Annotated in this window: 17 protein-coding genes and 1 tRNA gene; 3 read left to right on the plus strand and 15 right to left on the minus strand. The window is 71.9% G+C overall.

Annotated features, from left to right (window positions below; genetic code table 11):
- Window positions 1-71 precede the first annotated feature (71 nt).
- The 5 genes from ACYVLT_RS32180 to ACYVLT_RS32200 all read right to left on the minus strand — a co-directional run bounded on the left by ACYVLT_RS32180 (window position 72) and on the right by ACYVLT_RS32200 (window position 7322).
- The gene (locus tag ACYVLT_RS32180; RefSeq protein ID WP_461123899.1) at window positions 72-1256 is read right to left on the minus strand and encodes a thiolase family protein; all 1185 of its coding nucleotides are present in this window, start codon (window positions 1254-1256) and stop codon (window positions 72-74) included.
- A 13-nt stretch (window positions 1257-1269) separates the two neighbouring features.
- Window positions 1270-3063 carry a fibronectin type III domain-containing protein gene (locus ACYVLT_RS32185; protein ID WP_461123900.1) on the minus strand — a complete coding sequence of 598 codons (1794 nt, stop codon included), beginning with the start codon at window positions 3061-3063 and terminating at the stop codon, window positions 1270-1272.
- Between the two features lie 77 nt (window positions 3064-3140).
- Window positions 3141-4895: a hypothetical protein gene (locus tag ACYVLT_RS32190; RefSeq protein ID WP_461123901.1), complete on the minus strand. Its 1755-nt coding sequence runs from the start codon at window positions 4893-4895 to the stop codon at window positions 3141-3143.
- A gap of 9 nt (window positions 4896-4904) precedes the next feature.
- The gene (locus ACYVLT_RS32195; RefSeq protein ID WP_461123902.1) at window positions 4905-5855 is read right to left on the minus strand and encodes a prephenate dehydrogenase; all 951 of its coding nucleotides are present in this window, start codon (window positions 5853-5855) and stop codon (window positions 4905-4907) included.
- A 231-nt stretch (window positions 5856-6086) separates the two neighbouring features.
- A complete protein-coding gene (locus ACYVLT_RS32200; protein WP_461123903.1) occupies window positions 6087-7322 on the minus strand; it encodes a M20 metallopeptidase family protein in 1236 nt (411 codons plus the stop codon).
- A gap of 89 nt (window positions 7323-7411) precedes the next feature.
- Between ACYVLT_RS32200 and ACYVLT_RS32205 the strand changes: the two genes are divergently transcribed.
- From ACYVLT_RS32205 to ACYVLT_RS32215, 3 genes are all read left to right on the plus strand, one after another.
- Window positions 7412-7900, plus strand: coding sequence for a tRNA adenosine deaminase-associated protein (locus tag ACYVLT_RS32205; protein WP_360454556.1), 489 nt, complete (start codon window positions 7412-7414; stop codon window positions 7898-7900).
- 31 nt (window positions 7901-7931) lie between these two features.
- Window positions 7932-8366 (plus strand): nucleoside deaminase, encoded by a 435-nt coding sequence (locus ACYVLT_RS32210; protein WP_461124166.1) that lies wholly within the window; start codon window positions 7932-7934, stop codon window positions 8364-8366.
- An 82-nt stretch (window positions 8367-8448) separates the two neighbouring features.
- Window positions 8449-8533, plus strand: a tRNA-Ser gene (locus ACYVLT_RS32215).
- 135 nt (window positions 8534-8668) lie between these two features.
- Here ACYVLT_RS32215 and ACYVLT_RS32220 read toward each other — a convergent pair.
- The 10 genes from ACYVLT_RS32220 to ACYVLT_RS32265 form a co-directional block, all read right to left on the minus strand.
- Window positions 8669-9922 carry a tyrosine-type recombinase/integrase gene (locus ACYVLT_RS32220; protein ID WP_461123904.1) on the minus strand — a complete coding sequence of 418 codons (1254 nt, stop codon included), beginning with the start codon at window positions 9920-9922 and terminating at the stop codon, window positions 8669-8671.
- An 8-nt stretch (window positions 9923-9930) separates the two neighbouring features.
- Window positions 9931-10233, minus strand: coding sequence for a helix-turn-helix domain-containing protein (locus ACYVLT_RS32225; RefSeq protein ID WP_461123905.1), 303 nt, complete (start codon window positions 10231-10233; stop codon window positions 9931-9933).
- 338 nt (window positions 10234-10571) lie between these two features.
- A complete protein-coding gene (locus ACYVLT_RS32230) occupies window positions 10572-12272 on the minus strand; it encodes a hypothetical protein (RefSeq protein WP_461123906.1) in 1701 nt (566 codons plus the stop codon).
- Window positions 12273-12312: 40 nt separating this feature from the next.
- A complete protein-coding gene (locus ACYVLT_RS32235) occupies window positions 12313-13011 on the minus strand; it encodes a DNA cytosine methyltransferase (protein WP_461124167.1) in 699 nt (232 codons plus the stop codon).
- A gap of 115 nt (window positions 13012-13126) precedes the next feature.
- Window positions 13127-14191: a bifunctional DNA primase/polymerase gene (locus ACYVLT_RS32240; protein WP_461123907.1), complete on the minus strand. Its 1065-nt coding sequence runs from the start codon at window positions 14189-14191 to the stop codon at window positions 13127-13129.
- 31 nt (window positions 14192-14222) lie between these two features.
- Entirely contained in the window at window positions 14223-15020 is a 798-nt protein-coding gene (locus ACYVLT_RS32245; RefSeq protein WP_461123908.1) for a hypothetical protein, read from the minus strand.
- Window positions 15021-15115: 95 nt separating this feature from the next.
- Window positions 15116-15877 (minus strand): hypothetical protein, encoded by a 762-nt coding sequence (locus ACYVLT_RS32250; RefSeq protein ID WP_461123909.1) that lies wholly within the window; start codon window positions 15875-15877, stop codon window positions 15116-15118.
- Between the two features lie 125 nt (window positions 15878-16002).
- A complete protein-coding gene (locus tag ACYVLT_RS32255; protein ID WP_461123910.1) occupies window positions 16003-16425 on the minus strand; it encodes a hypothetical protein in 423 nt (140 codons plus the stop codon).
- Window positions 16426-16849: 424 nt separating this feature from the next.
- Complete coding sequence (locus ACYVLT_RS32260) at window positions 16850-17023, minus strand: hypothetical protein (RefSeq protein WP_461123911.1); 174 nt, start codon at window positions 17021-17023, stop codon at window positions 16850-16852.
- A 302-nt stretch (window positions 17024-17325) separates the two neighbouring features.
- The gene (locus tag ACYVLT_RS32265; RefSeq protein WP_461123912.1) at window positions 17326-19608 is read right to left on the minus strand and encodes a P-loop NTPase family protein; all 2283 of its coding nucleotides are present in this window, start codon (window positions 19606-19608) and stop codon (window positions 17326-17328) included.
- Between the last annotated feature and the right edge of the window lie 3 nt (window positions 19609-19611).

Below are 19611 nucleotides of genomic sequence, written 5' to 3' on the forward strand. Positions count from 1 at the left end.
CCTAGCGGCCTCGGCTGGGACCAAGCTTAGCAAGCCCGAGCCCGGCCACGCTGTCGCTCGATCGGGCGGTCTCACACCCGGACGGCGATGGCCATGCCCTGGCCCACCCCGACGCACGCCGCCGCGACGCCCAGGCCGCCCCCGCGAGCGCGCAAGTGCCGGCACAGGTCGACGATCACCCGCGGGAAGGAGGCGCCGAGCGGGTGGCCGTACGCGATCGCGCCGCCGTGCACGTTGACCTTCTCCCGGTCCACCTCGGGCAGGTGGTGGAGCACCGACAGCGCCATCGCCGCGAACGCCTCGTTGATCTCCCACAGGTCGACCTGCCCGGCCTCGATCCGCAACCGGTCGAGCAGCTTGCGGATCGCCGACACCGGGGCCAACGTGAACCGCTGCGGCTCCTCCGCCGTCACGGCGGACCCCAGGAACTCACCCAACGGCGTGATCCCCAACGAGGACGCCGTCTCCTCCGACCCCATCAGCACCGCCGCCGCACCGTCGCTCAACGGCGACGAGTTGCCCGCCGTCACCGGCCCGCTGTCCGAGAACGCCGACTTCAGCTTCGCCAACTTGTCCGCCGACGTCTCCGGCCGCACGGACTCGTCCCGCCGCACCGGCGGGCCGTCCCGCAGCTGCACGGGGAACGCGAACCCTTCGTGCACCCCCGCGTCCCAAGCCGCCGACGCCCGCCGGTGCGACCGCAGCGCGAACAGGTCCATCTGCTCCCGCGTGATGCCCAACGCCACCGCGACGTCCTCCGCCGCACGCCCCAGCGGCACGGTCCACTCGGCCTTCATCCTCGGGTTCACCAGCCGCCACCCCAGCGCCGTGGACACCGACTCCAACCGGTCGGCGAACGGCCGGTCCGGCCGCGGCACGACGAACGGCGCCCGCGTCATCCCCTCCACCCCACCGGCGACCAGCAGCGAGGCGTCACCCAGCGCCAACGCCCGCGCCGCCTGCACGATCGCCTCACCACCCGACGCGCACAGCCGGTTCACCGCCACCCCCGGCACCGACGTCGGCAGCCCGGCCAGCAGCGCGGCCATCCGCCCGATGTTCCGGTTCTCCTCGCCCGCGCCGTTGGTGTTGCCCAGCAGCACGTCGTCGATCGACGCGGGGTCGAGGTCGGGGTGCCGCCGCAGCAGTTCCACGATGGGCAGCGCGGCCAGGTCGTCCACGCGCACACCGGACAACCCACCGCGGTAGCGACCGAACGGCGTGCGGGCGGCGTCGAGGACGAGGGGGCGCGACATGCGCCCCATCTTCTCACCGGCCGACGAAGAACGGGATGTAAGCCGAGGTGGGACGAGTCTCACCGGACGTGCCGAACAGCCGCACCTCGATCATGTGCGGCCCGATCGACATGTCGCCGGTGTTCAGCGCGAACCGGTACCGCCCGGCGATCCCCGGCCCGCCGGACGTGGTCGGCACGACGGCCACCCGCTCGTCGTCCACCCGAACGCTGAACCCGGCCAGCCCGGCCAGCGCCACCGCGGGCCGCCCCTCCAGCACCAGGTCGAACACCATCCGACCGCGCTGCACCGCGGCACCCTCGGGCACGGTCTGGCCGCTGGCGTCGAGCACGGTGCCGTTCACCCTGGCCAGCTCCAGCTCCCGCCCGTGCAGCGGCACCCTCTCCGTGCTCGGCGGCGTGCCCGGGAACGACCCGCTCAGCTCCAGGTCCACGTGCGTGGCCTGCACCCGCAGCCCGGTCACCAGCGTGACCGGCAGCTTCCGCGACGACGTCACCCGCAACGCCTCCACCGGCAGGTCCGCCACCACCGGGTAGGCCACCCCCGCCCGCCACGGCGCACCGCCCGGCGCGGGCCGCAGCGGCACCACCACACCCGCCACCGACACGCTGAACGACGGCGCTTCCGGTGACGCGTCGGTGTGCAGCAACGCCATCCGCAGCTGACCGCCCGTCACGCCGGGCCACGCCTCCAGCGGCCCGGCCGCCGCCGGTTCGACCGCCACCGCGACCTCCACCTCCGGCCCCGGCACCCACGCGGGCGTCACGGCCGGCGCCGCGTCGAACGCGATCAGGCTGACCGCCGCGCGCTGCCCGGTCGGACCGGCGACCGACACCAGCGCCGTCGCCTCACGCCACGCGGGCACCGCGGGGCTGGTCGCGACCACGTCGCCGTCGAACAGCACCCGTGCGCCGTCACGCCGCAGCACCAGTTCCCACCGGTGGCTGATGCCGGTCTCCAACGCGGGCACCGCGCGCACCACCTCCGTCGGCGTCCCGGCGGCCACGACCACCTGCACGGACGTCGTCCCGGCGCCGGTCGCCACCCGCAGCCGCACCGCGTCCGGCGGCAGCGCGTCGCCGCTTACCAGCGACACCGGCCCCGGCACGAGGTCGAGCACCAGTTCGCCGTCACCGCCGGGCGCGTCGGTCTCCACCACGAACCGGCCCAGCTCGTCCGCGTCGCGCAGCACGAACGGCGTCCGCGACCGCAACGTCGCCGGAGCCGCCGCGCAGTTGCTGCTGAGCACCAACCGCCGCCCGTCGTCGCCCTGACCCGGGGTGGCACGGGCGCAGTTGCCCCGTGACGCCAACCGCCACCGCGTCGGGTCGGGCGCGTCGGGCTGGTCGAACCGGTCCTCCAGGGCGTAGTCGTCGGAGGGGAGCGCGTGCGGCGTCCCGGTGGCCTTCGCGGGTGCGGAACGCTGCCCGAACGCGTCCACGGCGTACACCGCGACCTCGTACTCCCGCTCGTCCTCAAGCCCGTCGATCTGGGTCACCGGCTCGGTGATCAACCGCGAGCGGTCGTCGCCCCACCGCACCTCGTAGCCGGGCGCGTCACCGCTCCAGCGCAGTTGCAGCCGCCGGGGCCCGGACGTCACCCTCAGGCCTTGCGGCGGCTCGGGCAGGGGACCGGCGGTCGGCACGAGCACGCCCTCGGCGGCGTACGGCGCCAGGGACGTCGGCGGCGGCGCGGACACGCTGGTGGCGGTGACGGGGTCGCCGACGCCCGCGGTCCGCATCACCGCGACCCCACCGGCGAACAGCACGACACCGGCGGCGATCAGGGCGATCCGGCGACGTTCCATTGCGCCAAGCTAGGTGGCGCGGTGATGGAGGTCACTACGTTGTTGCGGAGCCGAGACCAAGCGACGCCCGCCGAGGCCTACAGCGGCCGGATCTCGAACGTCTGCTGCTGCGACCGCACGCCCGACCGTTCGCCCACCGGCACCACCCGCACGTCCAGCTCGTGCCGTCCGGAGGACAGCCGCGCCAGGTCGAGCAGGAACTCGTGCCGCCCGCCCGCCGAGCCGTTGGTGGGCAGCACGACGATCCGCTCACCGTCGAGGTCGACCTCCAGCGCCTCGACGGCGGCGACCTCGCGCGCCCGCGAGTCCGCGAGCTCGACGGCCAGCCGCACCTTGCCCTCGTGCGGGAACCGCGAGTCGTCCCCGGACTCGTGCACCACCGAGACGGCGGGCAGCGGCACCTGCGCGGCGGGGTCCGCGCGGCTGACGAGCCGGGGCAGCGGGTGGCGTGCGTCCGGCCCGTCGGCGATGACGAGGTGCGCGCTGTACGAGGTGAGGCCGCCGTCGGAACGCAGCCTGACCTTGGGGTTCGAGTCGGGGTGCGGCAGCGGGAAGTCGGCGTGCACGACGGACGGGCGGGACCGGTCGAGGCCGAGGTCGGGCGGCATGAACACCGCCGGCGCGGACCGCGTGCCCAGCTCCACGGTGATCGGCGCGGTGCGTTCGGCCACCACGGACGCGACCACGCGCACCGAGGACGCGCCCGCCAACTGCGAGTTGGCCACGTTGCCCAGCGACACCCCGCCGTCGACGGTCTCGCCCGGCCCGAGCGGCGCCACGGACCCCGGTGCCGGCGTGCCCGGCGCACCGCCGATGCCGAACGTGTCCACGTGGGTGCCCTGGGCCTGCCGGAACACCAGGCGCGCGCGGGCGGAAGTCCACGGCAGCCGCACCGGCGCGGCCGCCACCTCGACCCCGTCGCGCAACGCCAGCACGCTCTCGGGCAGCACGCGCAGTTCCCAGCGGTGGCGCACGCCCCAGGTCGGTGGCGGGTAGGTGCCTCCCAGCTCGTTCGATGGCGCGTCGCCGGCCAGGACGAACTGCGCGCCGAATGGCGTGATGCGCAGGACCACGGCGTCCGGCGGGAACGGTGCCTCCAGGTGACCGAGGTCGTGCACCGGGTCGGGCAGCAGGGCGATCAGCACCACGCTCTCGTCCGGCTGGTGGCCGATCGGGCCGTCGGTGGTGAGCGAGACCCGGGCGATCGCGCCGTCCGGCGCGGGCGCGCTGAACCGCACCGGCACGTTGGACTGGAGGTCGACGCGGTCGCAGTCGATCTCCACCCGCTTGCCGTTGAACGGGCGCAGGCAGAGGCAATCGGTGTTGCCGCGGTCGAAGACCCGCCACCGACGGGGGTTGAGCGCTTCCGGGCCGTCGAACAGGTCGACGGGCGCCATCAGGTGCGACAGCCACGACTCGTCGTACGCCAGCCGCGGCACGGCGTGGGCGGTCGCGGGGTCCGACCGGTTGCCCATCGCGTCGAGCGCCCGCACCTCGACCGCGGTGTCGGCGTTGGCGTCCAGGTCGGTCAACTCGGTCTCGGTGCCGCGGACCAGGCGGGTCCGGCCGTTCCAGCGCACCTCGAAGCCGCCGTGGCCGATGCCGTCGGTGGCCGTCCAGGACGCGCGCAGGCTGGTGCGGTCCAACGCGGTCAGCTCCAGGTCGGTGGGTGCGACCAGGCGCTGGGTGTCGGGGACGTACTCGACCTTCTCGTCCAGGAACCGTTCGAGGGGCAGGGGGCGCGGGGGAGCGGATTCGTCGCGCAGGACCGCCACCGCACCGCCCAGGAGCACGAGGCCGCCGACCAGGGCGATGAGTCTCCGACGCTCCACCGGTGCACCTTATGGCGTGCGAGCGAGCGCGGTGGTGCCGTTCAGCCCAACGACCCGGCCTCCGCGTGAACCCAGGTCGCGCAGGGCTTGCCGGGCGTCGGGCGCGGTGAGGTCGATGGTCAGGTCGGTGTGCGGGGGCCGGTTCTCCAGCGCGAGGCGTGCGGTGTGACCGGCGTCGATGGTCTTGGCCAGGCCGCCGGTGGAGGCGAGCGAGCCGCGGGCGGCGCCGAGCCGGCCCAACGCGTCGTCCACGGCGTCGAGCAGCGCACCGCGGTTGCCCTCGCACATCGCGCGGACCAGTTCAGGACGGCTGCCCGCGACGCGCGTGCCGTCGCCGAACGAGCCCGCGGCCAGCGAGAGGGCCAGCGGTCCGCCGTCCGCGCCGACGCTGGCCAGCACGGCGGCCAGCAGGTGCGGCAGGTGCGAGATGCGGGCCACCGCGGCGTCGTGCTCGGCGGCGCTGGTGGGGACGACGTGCGCTTTCGCGTCCAGTGCGAGTTCGATGACGTCGGTGAGGACGTCCTGGTCGGCGTCGTCCTCGGTGGTGACGACCCAGGCCGCGCCGTCGAACAGGTCGGCGCGGCCCGCGGCCCAGCCGGAGGCCGAGGCGCCCGCCATGGGGTGACCGCCGACGTACCGGGCGTGCGGCGCGACCCGGCGGACCAGGTCGTCGACCGGGCCCTTGACGCTGACCACGTCGGTGAGCCTGATGCCGTCGGGGAGCGCGCGGAGCACTTCTTCCACAGCCGGCAGGGGGACGGCGACCACGACCAGTGCGTCCTGGACGCGTGCGCGTTCGAGTGCCCCGGGGAGGTCGACCACGTCGTGGCCGTCTTCGCGGGCGGCCTCCGCGTCGGCTGTCGAAGCGGTCGCGCCCCAGGTCACGCGCCCTGCGGCGGCCGCCGCGCGCAACACCGAACCACCGATCAACCCGAGCCCGACCACGCAGACGCTTCGCACGGCGCCCATCCTGCCGGCGTCGACCCCGGCGCCTCACTTGTCCACAGGACAGGAGTTGTCCACAGGTAGCCGATCACCCCTCGCCCCACCCGCCGCGCGCGGGCAAAGTCGAGGCCATGAACACCACAGCCCCGACCCAGCCCACCCGCCTACGGCCACCCGAGGAGCTTCCTACCCAGGAGCTTCCTACCCAGGAGCTTCCTACCGAAGAACTTCCTGCCGGGGCGCTTCCTACCGGAGGGCGTCCAGCGCGAACGCCGTGTAGACGACCACTCCGTGCTCCATGGCGGCCTCGTCGAAGAGCACCCGGCTGGAGTGGTTCGGCTCCGCCTGGGCCAGTTCGACCCCGCGCGGGCAGGCGCCCAGGAACGCCATCGCGCCCGGCACCCGTTGCAGCACGTAGGAGAAGTCCTCGGCGCCCATCAACGGATCCTCCATGTAGGAGGCCCACCGCGAGCCGAGGGCCGCCGTGGTGACGTCGATGACGTGCGGACCGACCACGTCGTCGTTCACCGTGACCGGGTAGCCGGGCACGATCCGCACCTCGGCCGTGCAGCCGTGCGCGGCGGCCACGTGCGTGACGACCTGTTCCAGCTCGCGGTGCACCAGGGTCCTGGTGTCCTCCGAGAGCGTCCGGATGGTGCCCTCCACCAGGGCGGTCTCCGGGATGATGTTGGTCGTGGTGCCCGCGGCGATGCGGGCGATGGTGACCACCGCCGGGTGGTGCACGCTGACCCGCCTGGCGACCATGGTCTGCAGCGCGCCGACCATGGCGGCGGCGGGCGGCACCGGGTCGACCGCGTCGTGCGGCATGCCGCCGTGCCCGCCGCGGCCCTTGACGGTGATGTGGAAGGTGTCCGCCGAGGCCATCGTCGGCCCGGGGCGGGAGATGACGACGCCGGACTGGAGGGTGGAGGTGATGTGCAGGGCGAACGCCTTCTCCACCGGCGTGCCCGCCGCGTCGAGCACGCCCTCGTCGAGCATGTGCCGCGCGCCGTGCTGGCCCTCCTCGCCGGGCTGGAACATGAACACGACCTGACCGGCCAGCGCGTCCTTGCGCGAGGAGAGCAGGCGGGCGGCGGAGGCGAGCATCGCGACGTGCGTGTCGTGGCCGCAGGCGTGCATGGAGCCGTCGACCTCGGAGGCGTAGGCGAGGCCGGTCTCCTCCTGGAGCGGCAGCGCGTCCATGTCGCCGCGCAGCAGCACGGTCGGTCCCGGCTTGTCGCCGCGCAGCACCGCGGTGACCGAGCTGCTCGACGTTCCGGTGGTCACCTCGACCGGCAGGCCGGACAGCGCGTGCTGGATCGCGGCCTGGGTCGCGGGCAGGTCCAAGCCCTGCTCCGGGTGCCGGTGCACCTGCCGTCGCAACGCCACTGTCCTGGGCTGGAGTGCTCGGGCGGCCTCCACCAGCCCGGTGAACCTGGGCTCGGGGGCGGTCGTCTGTGCGTTCGGCAGCGTTGTGCTCATCCTCCGATAGTGGCACCGCGCGGCCCCGCATGCCCGTGGCCGAGGCCCCCGTGCTACCGGGTGCGCCGGTGTGGCCCTACGGTGTGCACATGGCACACCAGGAGCCGGTCAACGGCTTCGCTGTCGCGGTCGTCCGTGAAGACGGCCGGTGGCGGTGCAGCAAGATGGACGGCTCAGCGCTGTCCGAGCTCGACGCGGCGATCACGGAACTGCGCCAACTGCGCTCGACGGGTGCCGTCTTCGGGTTGCTGGCGGTGGACGACGAGTTCTTCATCGTCCTGCGCCCGGTGCCCGGCGGGGTGTCCCTGCTGCTGTCCGACGCCGCGGCCGCGTTGGACTACGACATCGCCGCCGACGTCCTCGACCTCCTCCGGGTCGACCCGCCGGACGAGGAGGACGACGAGCTGTGGCCGGAGGGCGACCTGGCCGTGCTCGCCGACCTCGGCATGCCGCAGCACGAGATGCAGGTGATCGTGGACGAGGTCGACCTGTATCCCGACGAGCAGCTGCAGATGATCGCGCAGCGCTGCGGGTTCGGCGACGAGTTCGTCAAGCTGCTGGACAGCATCCAGGCGTGACCCGGTGATCAGCCAGGCGTCCGACGAGGCGATGGTCGAGGCCGCCCTGGCGGTCGCCGCCGAGGCGCCCCGGACGGGCGACATCCCGATCGGCGCGGTCGTCTACGGCCCGGACGGCGCCGAACTGGCGCGCGCCTGCAACGCCCGTGAAGCGCTGGGCGACCCGACCGCGCACGCCGAGGTCCTGGCCCTCCGCGCCGCCGCCGCGGCGTTCGGCGACGGCTGGCGGCTGACCGGCTGCACCCTGGCCGTGACCGTCGAACCGTGCACCATGTGCGCCGGCGCCCTGGTCCTGTCCCGCGTGGACCGCGTCGTCTTCGGCTGCTGGGAACCCCGCACCGGCGCCGTGGGCTCCCTGTGGGACGTCGTGCGCGACCGCCGCCTCAACCACCGCCCCGAAGTCGTCGGCGGCGTCCTGGCCGAGCGGTGCGCGTCCCTGCTGGAGTCCTTCTTCGCCGACCTGTGACCCTGTCCTCCCCTGACCAGCGCAAACTCCACCTGTCACCCCCTGTTGGGTCACAGCGCGCCGGTCTTGTATTGTTCTCGGCGGTGGCGTGTCCGAGCGGCCGAAGGAGCACGCCTCGAAAGCGTGTGAGGTGAAAGCCTCCGTGGGTTCAAATCCCACCGCCACCGCTGCTCAGAGCCCCGGTTGTCGATCACGGCAACCGGGGCTCTGACGTTCGGTGGCATTCCTGGTGGCAATTGCCCTCTACGCAGCCGGTACGCGTGCCCCGGTGGCGTTCCCACTTCTCGCCGTCGCCGGTGGACTCAGGACTCCTCAGCGGTTCTCCAGAGCAACCCTCCGACCCGCTGAGCCACGTCCCGACGGATCGCCGCCGTGATGTGCTGGTAGCGGGCCGCCATCGCGGTGTTCGACCAGCCCATGATGCCCATCACGGTCCGCTCGGCGACTCCGAGCAGCAGCAGCACTGTCGCCGCGGTGTGCCGCGCGTCGTGCAGACGACCGTCCGGCACCTTCGCCACCTCCACCAGCCGCTTCCACTCGTCGTAGTCCGAACGCGGGTTGAGGGGCGCACCGGTCGGAGTGGTGAACACGTAGCCGGTTTCGGTCCACAGGTCGGCCGCCTTGTCCCGCTCCCGGCCCTGCTCGGCCTGGTGCAGCTTGAGCAGCCTTACCAACTCGTCGGGAAGGCCGATCCCACGCTTACCCGCAGCCGACTTCGTCCCTGCCGTCTCATCGCGCGCCGGCACCCTGTTCGGGCAGTACCCGCCGTACTTCTTGCCGCACGGCTCGACACATCCGTGACGCCACCTCGGGCGCAGCCTGTTCCGACGAACCGTGAGTGTCCCAACCTCCAAATCCACGTCCGACCAGCGCAGACCGAGCGCTTCACCCTGCCGCAGTCCAAGCGCCAACGCGATGGCCCAGCGTGCACTGTTGCGCCGCTGCTGCGCTGCCTCCAACAGCGCCTTGACCTGCTCGACCGTGTACGGCTCGACCTCGATCTCCTCGACCTTCGGTGCCTTGGCCTCAAGCGCTGGGTTCTCGGTCAGGTGCTTCCGACGAACCGCGACGTTCAGCGCTGCACGAATGGTCCGGTGAACCTGGTGCGCGGTTGCCGCGCTAGTGGTCGGTCCGAACTTCGTCTTCTGCTTCATGATCTTGCGGTAGAGCTTTTCAAGGTGTTCAGGCTGCAACTTGTCCAACCGGTGAGCGCCGATACCGGGAACCAGGTGAACCCGCACCGCTACCTCATACGCACTGTAGGCGTTCTCGGTAACGACCGGTGGAGCGACGATGTTCTCCAACCAGTGCTTGAGCCAGGTTTCAACGGTCCAGTTCTGACCCGCCTTCCGGACACGTCCTTCGTCGCGTTCCTTCTCCAGCTTGCGGACCTTGTCGGTGACTTCGGTCCGGCTCTGGCCGCGAACATGCCTACGATCAGGCCTGCCGTTGTCCTTCAGTCCCACGGTGACGTAACCGTGCCAACACTTGTCTTTCTCGCTGTAGTAGATACTCGATCGACCGTTGGAATTACGTGTCTTCTTCTCGCGCGGCACCTGGTCTCCTACACAGCCGGACGGGTCGAGGTCTGCTCGGTGACCAATCGAGCGGCATAGCGGTCGATCGCGTCCACGTGGATCCTGCGCAGACGACCGATCAATACCGATTCCAAATCTCCCGTCCTCACCAGGGAGTACGTCTTCGTCTTGCCGATTCCGAGTCGTTCCGCCGCTTCCTCGACGGTAAGTAGAACCCGTGTCGGTATCGGCCGCTGTGCGGGTACCTCGACTGCCGGTTGCACTGTCATGAGGACTGTCAATCGTGCGATAAGTTCCGCGATTTCGGCGTTGCGGCGATCTGTAGTCATGCTGCACCTCCGGTGACGCGGATGAAAGGAGTAGCAGTCCCGGCCCCTCCGGTGGAGAGGCCTGTCGTCGGGTGGCGATTTCGGGCATGCGTCATCACCCTGGCGGGTTGTCCGGTGAGCTGGAGTGGTGGGTGGCCAGGCTGGTGCGGCTGTGCCTGTGGCGCGTGGGGGTGCGGGTGGATAAACCCGCAAACCCGCCGACCAGCCCGGATCGGGCCTTTGGCCTGGGATTATGTGGTGCGGGTTTACCGTGTCGTCCAAACCCGCACCAAACCCGCGGGCGGCCTCGTCAAACCCGCAACCGGGGCGGCGGGGCCGGTTCGAGGGCTGTCCTGCTACTACCAGAGGTCGGCTTGGCCGGTGTCGACCTGCTCGGCGTCGGGGTGGCCGGAGGGCTGGTCGTCGGTGGTGCGGGTTTCGGTCCAGAAGACGCGGGCTTTGGCGTGGGTGTCCATGGCGGAGCGGATGACGTAGTCGCCGTGCCAGCGTCCGATGTGGCCGGTGAGGATGCGGCCGATGGATTTGGTGGAGGGGGTGCGGCCTTGTTCGTCGGTGAGGAAGGTTCCTTCCCAGCGGTCGACGGGTTGGTGGTCGATGATGTCGATTTCGGCTTGTTGGCGGAGGTGTCGGCTGGTGATGCGGCGGTCGTGGTTGAGTTCGTGCCAGCGGGAGAGGAAGGCGACCCATTCGGCGTCTTCGTCGTCGGCTTCGCGCATGTCGGTGAGGTTGTCGAGGAATCCGTCGATGGAGTGGTGGGCGAGCAACCCGCCGGAGGCTCCTGCCCAGGTGGTGAATTGGCGCATGGTGTGGCCTGAGCGGGGCGCTCCGGCGTTGATCCAGTCCATGACCAGGATCAGCAGGTGCCGCAACACGGTGACGCGGTTGGTGGGGGTTTTGAGCCAGTTGTCGAGGTGGGGAATGCCGAACGCGGTTTGGTCGCGTTGGTCTGGGTGTGGGTCGTTGGGGTCGAGTCGGACCAGGACGGTGCGGGTGGCCATGTCCCCGCCCAGTCGGATGTTGTTGCCGGTGGCGAGCCACAGTCGGTTGTTGGTGGCGGTGAATCCCGCGCCGGAGGAACCGAGCATGCGGGCGGACCATTGTGGTGAGGTGAGGAGTTGGGCCAGGACGGCGGAGGACACGATGGTGCCTTCCGCGATGTTGTCCCACAGCATGATCGGTGACGAGCTGTGGAGGGCGCTGGTGACGGATTTCTCCAGTTCGCTGTCGTCGCCTTTGCGCCAGACGAGGTTTTTGCAGCCGTAGATGTAGCCGGGGATTTCGGCGAGCAGGGTTTTGCCGCTGGACTGGGTGGTGGCGGAGATCAGGCCGAACGGGGTGAGGCAGCCGAGGTAGGGGCGCAGGATCGGGGCGAGTAGTAGGGCGAGGTGGTTGGCGCGGTCGGCGGGGGCGACGAACGGGAAGTCGCACAGCAGCCGGTCGAGCAGGAAGGTTTTGGCGTCGGCGACCTGGTCGGCGGTGGGGTGGGTCGGAACGGGTGGCATGGGTGCGGTGGGGGCGTAGTAGAGGCCGGTTGCGGGGTCGTAGCCGCTGGTCTGGATCAGCGTTCCGTCGGGGCGCAGGACGGGTGAGCCGACGATGCCGTGCAGTGGTCGGACGCCGGGCCAGTAGCGGGAGGACAGTACGGCGGACAGTGCGGTTCCGGTGGGGCTGACCTCCACTTCGGTCCATTCGTCGGTGTTCCTGTCTTTCTTGAGTCGGTGGAGGTAGGTGTGGTGGGCGAGCAGGAACGCCAGGGCGGGGGCGGTGAGTGGTTCGGCGTGGACGGGCAGTGCTGCGGGCTGTCCGGGGGTGTGGTCGGTGCCGGTGGGGCCGGAGACGCGGGAGAGGTGCACGAGCTGCCCGCCGGAGACGAACACGTCGGGCAGTGCGCCACCGGCGACGGCGGTCGTGAGGGTGCGGATGGTTTCGGCGTCCCCGCCGATCCGGATGGGCGGCCGGTCGACGGGAACACTGTCGGCGCCGGTGTCCGTGTCGACGGTGACGGCGTCGGTGACGGCGGGTTCGGCGGCGGTGGTCATGCGACTGGCCTCCCTTCGGGAGCGCGGTCGGCGATGGTGGTCATGCCGCCCGCCTGGTCTCGGCGGCGTGGGCCGTGATCAGGCGGCCGATGTGTTCGGCGACGGCGGGGACGACGGCGTTTCCGAGGGCTCGGAGATGCCGTTCAGCCAGCCCTCGGGGAAGCCCATCAACCAGCCGATCCACTCGGGGTTCGCGCGCCCAGTGGCCCGCCGCGTGGTGGGCTGGTTGTGGGTCCATTCCTTGCGGCGGGAGGTGGTGCCGGTGCGGAGTTTGGCCAGCAGGTCCCCGCGTCCGCCGCGTTCGCCGTCGGAGGCTCGGGGCGTGGGCCACTCCGAACAGGCGGGACCGTGGGTGTGGTGCACCCACGCCGCAGGCGGAGATGCGGCCGACACGGTGGTGGTAGCCAAGTCGAACAAGGTCGGTGTGGACGATGTCGAGTCCTCGGTTGCGCAGGCCGGGCACGTTCTCCCACACGACCCACTCGGGTCGGAGGGCGGCGACGACGTCGGCCATCGCGGGCCAGAGCCACCTGTGGTCCGCCGGTCCGAGTCCGAGACCGGCGAGCGAGGCGGGTTGGCAGGGGAATCCGCCCGCGACGAGGTCGACGTGGGGGCGGGGTCGGGACCGCCACCAGGCGGCGGCGGTGCGGACGTCGTCATGGCGGTCAACCTCCGGCCAGTGCTTGGCGAGTACCTGTCGGCAGAACGGGTCGATCTCCACTTGGCCCACCACGTGCATCCCGGCGCGTTCCAGACCCAGGGACAGGCCGCCGATCCCGGCGAACAGCTCTACGACGTTCACGTGGCACCTCGTGTGGTGTGGGGCACCCGGTGGGCGCGGTCGGCGGTGGCGGTCATGCGGCGGGGTCTTCGGTCGGGGTGTGGGGTCGGGTGAACCCGGAGGCGAGCGCGTAGCGGATCTCCCCGGCGGGCAGGCCTGCGGCGCGGGCGGCGTCGGCCAACGCGGTCTCGACCTGGTGGCGGCCGATCCATCCGGCCTGGACCATCCCGGCGAGTCGGGTGGTGGAGCGGAACAGCTTGCGGTTGCGTCCGGAGTCCGGCGGCATGGCGGCCAGCTCGGTGCACGCGGACTTGAGTGCGGCGGCGGCGTAGCGGGCGTTGCGGTCGACACCTGTGGGGCTGACGGCGACCGGCGTCGGTCGCCGGGCGGGTGGGTGTAGTGGTGTGGGGGTGGCGTGGCGGTCGTGGCCGGTGCGCACGAGGTCGGTGGTGAGCCAGTCGGGCAGCGCGGCCGGGGTGCGGGTGGTGGAGGCGCGGCGGTAGGTGCCGGCGGGTGTGGTGGAGCCGGGCAGCACGACATAACCGCCGTGGGCCTTGATGTCGATCTGCCAGCCGAGTCCGCTGCTCACCACGCCGTCGCCGTCGCGGACGCGGCCGGTGCTGGACTTCCACCGGCCCGGTTCGGCGGTGTAGAGCAGGTGCAGCCCACCGGACGGCGTTTCGGTGGCCAGGGTGTCCAGGTCGAACGCCTGTCCGCGTAGGCCCGCGAGGGTGGCGTAGGTGTCGATGCCGTCGGCGGGCGGCGGGTTGTCCCGCGGCCAGGACACGCCGTGCAGTGGTTGGGTGGGTGGGGTGCCGCCGTGGGTGTCGAGGTCGACCGCGAGCAGCCCGGACACGCCCAGGTGCACCGCCCACACGCCACCGCGCCACCGTCCTGCCCATCGGTCGATCACCTGTGTGTCGGCGGTGGCGGCCCACACGCCGTGGCACAGTGCGCCGTCGGCGCGGGCCAGGCACGGGCACCGGTCGGCGGTGTGGTCTCCGCCGCCCCGACAGTCCGGGCAGCCGGCCAGCGGGCGTTTGGTGCCGGGGTGCAGCGGCAGCACGTGCCAGCCGTGACGGCCGGCCACCCACATCGCGACGTCGGCGGCGGTGGCGGTGGTCCTGGTTGTGGTCATGACGGCGATTCCTCTCGGGGCGAGCGGCTGGTCAGTCGTGGTCGCGGGGGTGGTCGTCGGCGCAGGTTGGGCACAGCCAGTGCTGGCCGTGGTGGGGGTCGGTGTGTTCGCGCCAGTGCTCGGTGCGGGCGTGGGCGACGAGTTCGGCGCGGGTGGCGCGGCGCAAGGGCCGGTCGTCGCCGACCTCGTCGTCCCAGTCGGTCAGCACCGCGGGCGGCCGGTCGGGGTTGCCGGGGGTGGTGCCGCGGCCTCGTCCGCAGCCGGGCGCGGCGCACACCAGTTCCCACTCCGGGTGTTCGGCGCGGTAGACCACGGCGTCGTCGGATACGGGTGTCCAGCCGTGGCGTGCGGTCTGGTCGGCGAACCGCACGACGTGGGACCAGGTGTCGGCGACCCAAGGCCCGTCCCCGCCGGGGGTGCGATTGTCGATCAGCCAGGGTGGTGCGACGCGTCGGCAGCTTGGCCGTGCCCAGTACAGGGGTAGTCCGTGGTCGCGTGCCTCCCCGAGGTCGCACAGGGTTTCCCAGGCGTGGTGGCGGAGTGTGGCGTCGGCGCGGACCTGGTCGGCCGGTCGGGTCCAGTCCGTGTCGGTCGCGAGCTGGTGGGCCAGTTCGCGGGCGTAGGCCAGCGGCAGGCGGTACGGGCCGACGTGCTTGCCACTGGCGGCGTGCACCACGGCGTATCCGCCGGACCAACCGGTGTGGGTCACGGACGGCACGACGACCAGGCCGGACGCGGCGGGTTCCGCGGGCAGGATCAGGGGACGGTCGTGGACGGTGAGGGTGACGGTGTCCCACCCGGCGGGGGTGGTGGGGGGCGCGGTGGACATGGCGTGGCTCCCGTGTGGACGGTGATGGATGTGGTGGGCCGCGCCGGGGACGGTGGCTGGTCACGTCCCCGGCGCGACCAGCCCTGTGGTGGGTGCTAGTCGAGTCGGATCACGGCGGCGGTGGCGTTGTCGTGTGCCTCGTCGGGGTCGGCCAGGGGCGCGGCGAGGGCGTTGTTCACCAGGGCGTCGGCGAGGGCCTGCGGGTCGTGCTGGTGGCGCTGGACCAGGTCGAGGATGTCGAGGTTGTGCAGGGGCTTGTGGACGCCGTCGCTGGTGAGCAGCACGAGGGGTACGTCGGCGTCGCTGCCGCGCAGCGGGGTCCACGCGATGGTGGACACGGTGGCGTAGGCCAGTCCGCTCAGGACGTAGTCGTCCATGACGTCCATGGCGTCGCCGTACTGGGCCAGCCGCTGGTGATCGGCGGTGGTGAGGCTGGGGTTGGCGAGCATGTGGACGATGTGGGAGCGGACGGTCTGGGCTTCGGTCCAGCGGAACAGGCCGGTGTTGGGCGACCAGGTCCAGACGGCGGCGTCGCCGACGTGGGCGACTTCGATGCGCCCGCCGGGTTCGACGCTGACGACGGCGGCGACGGCGTTGGGTGCGCCGGGGTAGTCGGGCATGGTGTCGGCGGCGGCCATGATCCCGGCCTGTGCGCCGCGGTGGGCGGCCACCACGGCGGCGGTGTCGGCCGCCAGTCGCGCGGCGCGGCAGACGTCGTCGCTTCCTCCGATACCGTCCACGACCGCCGCCCCGGTGCCCAGCGGCAGGCGGGAGACGGCCACGGCGTCGGCGTTGCGGGTGCGTCCGCCGACCTCGGTCGCGGTGCCGACGGTGACCGTGGGTGGAGTGCTGCTCATGCGATGCCTTCCTTGTGGTGGGCGGGCGTATCCGCCCGGCCAGGAACGTGGTCGCCCTGGCCGGGTTGCGGTGTTGTGGTCGTGCGCTGGACGGCGTCCCCGACGCCGTCCAGCCCGTGAAGGCGTCAGTCGGTGTCGCGGTGGTAGTGGATGTCCCCGAGGTGGAGTCCGATTTGGACGGCCACGTGGTCACCGTCGGAGGCGGTGTTGCGGGTGGCGCGGTGGTCGGCGGTGTCCCGGTGGCGCGCCCGGTCGGTGTGGTGTGTCCCGGCGGGTGTGGTCCGGGGGTGCCTGGGCGTGCCGGTCGGTGCGGTCACGTCCCCGTCGTCACCTGCGCCGAAGTGGAAGCTGACCGGCCCTTCGATGACGTCGTGTTGACTGCCGACGTACGCGCCCGGCCCCGCGTAGTTGGTGTTGGTGACGGTGGTGCGGGGCCGGTCGTGCCGTTGCCCGGGGCCGGAGTGGTGTCGGTCGTTCTGCCCGTGGGAGGTCGGACGGCCCGTGCGAGGGCCGGCTTCCTGCCCGGTGCCGCGCGGGTTGTCGGTCACGTCCCCGTGTTGACCTGCTGTACGGCGCGCCGACGGGTCGACTGGCGGCCGGCCGATGTCGCTCAACTGACCGAGGGCGCGTAGCCGTGCGGTGAACTCCGCGACGCGCGGCGATACGGACTGGTCGGTGTCGGATCGGGGGTTGGTCGGCGGGGTCACGTCCCCCTCTTGGCCTGGGTTTTCGTTGTGGCTCATGGCGTTCCTGGCCTCCTGGTGCGCGGCGCGGGCGTCGGCGAGCCGCTGCCGGGCGGTGTCGACAGCGTCCGGGTCTCCGGCGCTTCTGGCCTGGCGTAGGGCTTTGTGGGCGCGGGAGACCTGTTTGCGGGTGGCCTGGGTGGCGCGGCCGCTGTGGCTGCTGCCCTCACAGCGGCGTCCGCCGGTTCTGCACATGTCACGTCCCTGGTGTGCGTTGGGGTGTGGCCGGTCAGCGGTTGCGGGCGCGGTCGGCGGCTTGGCAGGTGGGGCACCAGGTGCGGGAGGTGAACCAGGTCCAGACGCTTTCGGGGTTGTCGATGCGCAGGCCGCAGGCGGTGACGGCGTGGCCGTCCCACCGGGACCGGCGCACTTGCAGGTGGATCAGGTTGTCGTCGTCGCCCATGACGAACCTCTTTCGTGACCGTGTGTGACGGTGTGTGGGTGTGCGGGGGTGACGCGCGGGCGGTGGTGCGTGGTGCCGGCGCGGTGGTGTGAGACGGGGTGTGGGACCCGGTGAGGGGTGCCCGATCGGGGCCGTGGAGAGGGTTTCCGCTGGTGTCGGAGGCGGGGGTCCCACGGTCCCGTGACGATGGTTTGCGCTGGTGGGCGTGCGGGACCCGTCGCGGGACCCTGGGCGGGACAAGTCCCGTGGATCGGGTGGGGTCCCGTGAGGGGTCCCGCGTGTGTCCGCGGGCCGTGAAGGGCTTATTCGGTGGTGTCGTGGTGGTCGTCGGGCAGGTCGCCGTTGTCACGGCGGGTGATGGCGGCGTGGACGTCGTCGGCTTTGATGACCTTGTTGCTGCTCTTGACGACGGGGATGTGCCAGCGGCGCAGTTCCTCGGCGAGGCGTTCGGCGGTCCAGGTCTCGTAGACGGCCGGGTTGTCCTCGATCAGGCGGGCCAGGACGACGGTGGTGCGGGTGCGGGCCTCGTCGCGCATGGCGTGTTCGATGTCGGCCAGGTGGTCGACGGGCGCGGCGGGTTCGGTGGTGTCGGTGGCGGGGTCGACGGTGCGGCCGTAGCGGGCCAGGATGCCCATGGCGCGTTCGATGACGCCGTAGGCCTGCTTTGTGGACACGTAGTGGGTGCGGGTGATGACGAAGGCCTGGCCCGCGGGGATGTCCTCGACTTCGCCGGTGGCCACGACGGTTCCGGCGTCCGCGCCGGGGCGCAGGTCCTGCGGGCGTGCGCCGCGGTCGACGGCGTCGGCCAGGATCATGCGGGCGGTGCCCTCGTTGGGGACGTTGAGCGAGCAGCGCACGTGCGCGCCCTCGCGGACACGGACGGGGAGGGTGCGGTCGTCGGGTCGTTGGGTGGCCTGCAACAGGTGGATGTTGACCGCGCGCGCCTGGTCGTGCAGCCGCTTGGCGGCCTTGACCGCGCGGGAGTCGTCCTTGGTGCCGCCGATCGGGTGCGGTGCGCCGTAGAGCACCTGGCACTCGTCCACGAACACGTAGACCGGGTGGAACCCGGAGCCCTTGCGCCGCGACAGCTCCCGCGGGATCGGGCCGACGATGCCCTGATCGGATTTGGCCTGGTAGCGGCGTTCCATCTCCCCGACGGCCCACTCCAGCATGTCGCAGGTCCGCCCGGCGTGTCCGTCGGTGGAGCCCTCGATGTACTGGGTGGCGCGGCGGGCGAACATCTTCCAGTCGCCGTCGCCCTTCAGGTCGGCTACCAGCAGTTCCACCGTGGGGTCCAGGCTCAGGCCCAACGCGATCAGCCGCATGACGGTGGACTTGCCCTGCTTGCTGGTCGCGCCGATCAGCCAGTGCTTCTGCAACATGCCCACGCCGATCTGCTCCTGGCGCATGGTCACGCCGAAGGGCAGCCGGTCGCGGAACACGTCGAACTCGCCATCGAGCAGCAGCGGCCACGCGGGGGCCGGGCGGTCCATCGTGCCCTTGTCGGCCACCCACAGATCCAGCACGCGGGCGTCGGCGGTGGGGTCGCGCTGGGGCCACACCTCGTGCTTGTGCCTGCTCAGGTTGCCCGCCAACAGCTCGACCTTCCCCGAGGGCAACAGGTCCGCGGCCACCACACCCATGGGCAGTTTGATCTGGGTGTAGGTGCCGCCGCCCTGCTCGCGCGGCTGGACCAGGTACTCCAGTTGCCCGCCCTGCTTGAGAAACCCGGTCAGGGCGGTGACCTTGACGTGCGCGAGTGCCTTGGTGATCAGGTCCGGGGTGATCTCGGAATCCATCTCCGCCCGCTCCCGCTCGCTGACCAGCCAGCGCGGGACCATGGCCGACCGGCGCCCTTCCCGCCACGCCGCGACCAGCAGCGCAGGCACCGCGCCCCACACCAGCAGGTGGACCGCGATCGTGGCCAGCACCCCGACCACACCCGCGATGTCACCGAGCACGCCCCACCAGGTCGCCCAGTCCCACCCGCCGGGGGTGAGCTGGATGGCCACGCCGCAGACCAGCAGCACACCGGCCAGGACCGTCACCGCGAACATCAAAGCCTTCAGGCCGGCCCACAGGGTGCCGGGCAGGGCACGTAGCCGCTGCGCACGCCCGTTCTTGAGCGCGTCGAGCCGGTCGGTCCACTCCGCCAGGGCCACCGAGTCCCCGGCGACCTGGGCCAGGCGGACCTGCTCGCGCACGTGCCCGTAGGTCATGGCCTGCGCCGCGCGGCGGGTCCACGACACGTGGCCCTGCGCCACCGTCCACCCCGCCCGCGCCGCGACCCGCGCGCCCTTGGCGGCCCTGCCCGCCGCCGGGTTGGCGCGCACCACGCGCACCAACTCCCCCGCACGCTCCCGCACCGACTGTGCGGCAAGGCGACGGTCCAGCTCCGCGGACTCCTCCTCGGTCAACAGCTCACCGACAACGGCGGCGTCTGACTCCAGCGCGGTGCCCGGCGGGGCCGCGACCGGGCCGGCCGACGTGGCGTCGGTGTGCCGCACGGGCAGGTGCACCACGTTGGTGTGCTCCTGGCCCTCGTCGGCCTGGTGTCCGTCGTGGGTGTGGGCGGTGGTGCTCATCGG

The organism is Saccharothrix stipae (genome assembly GCF_054781895.1).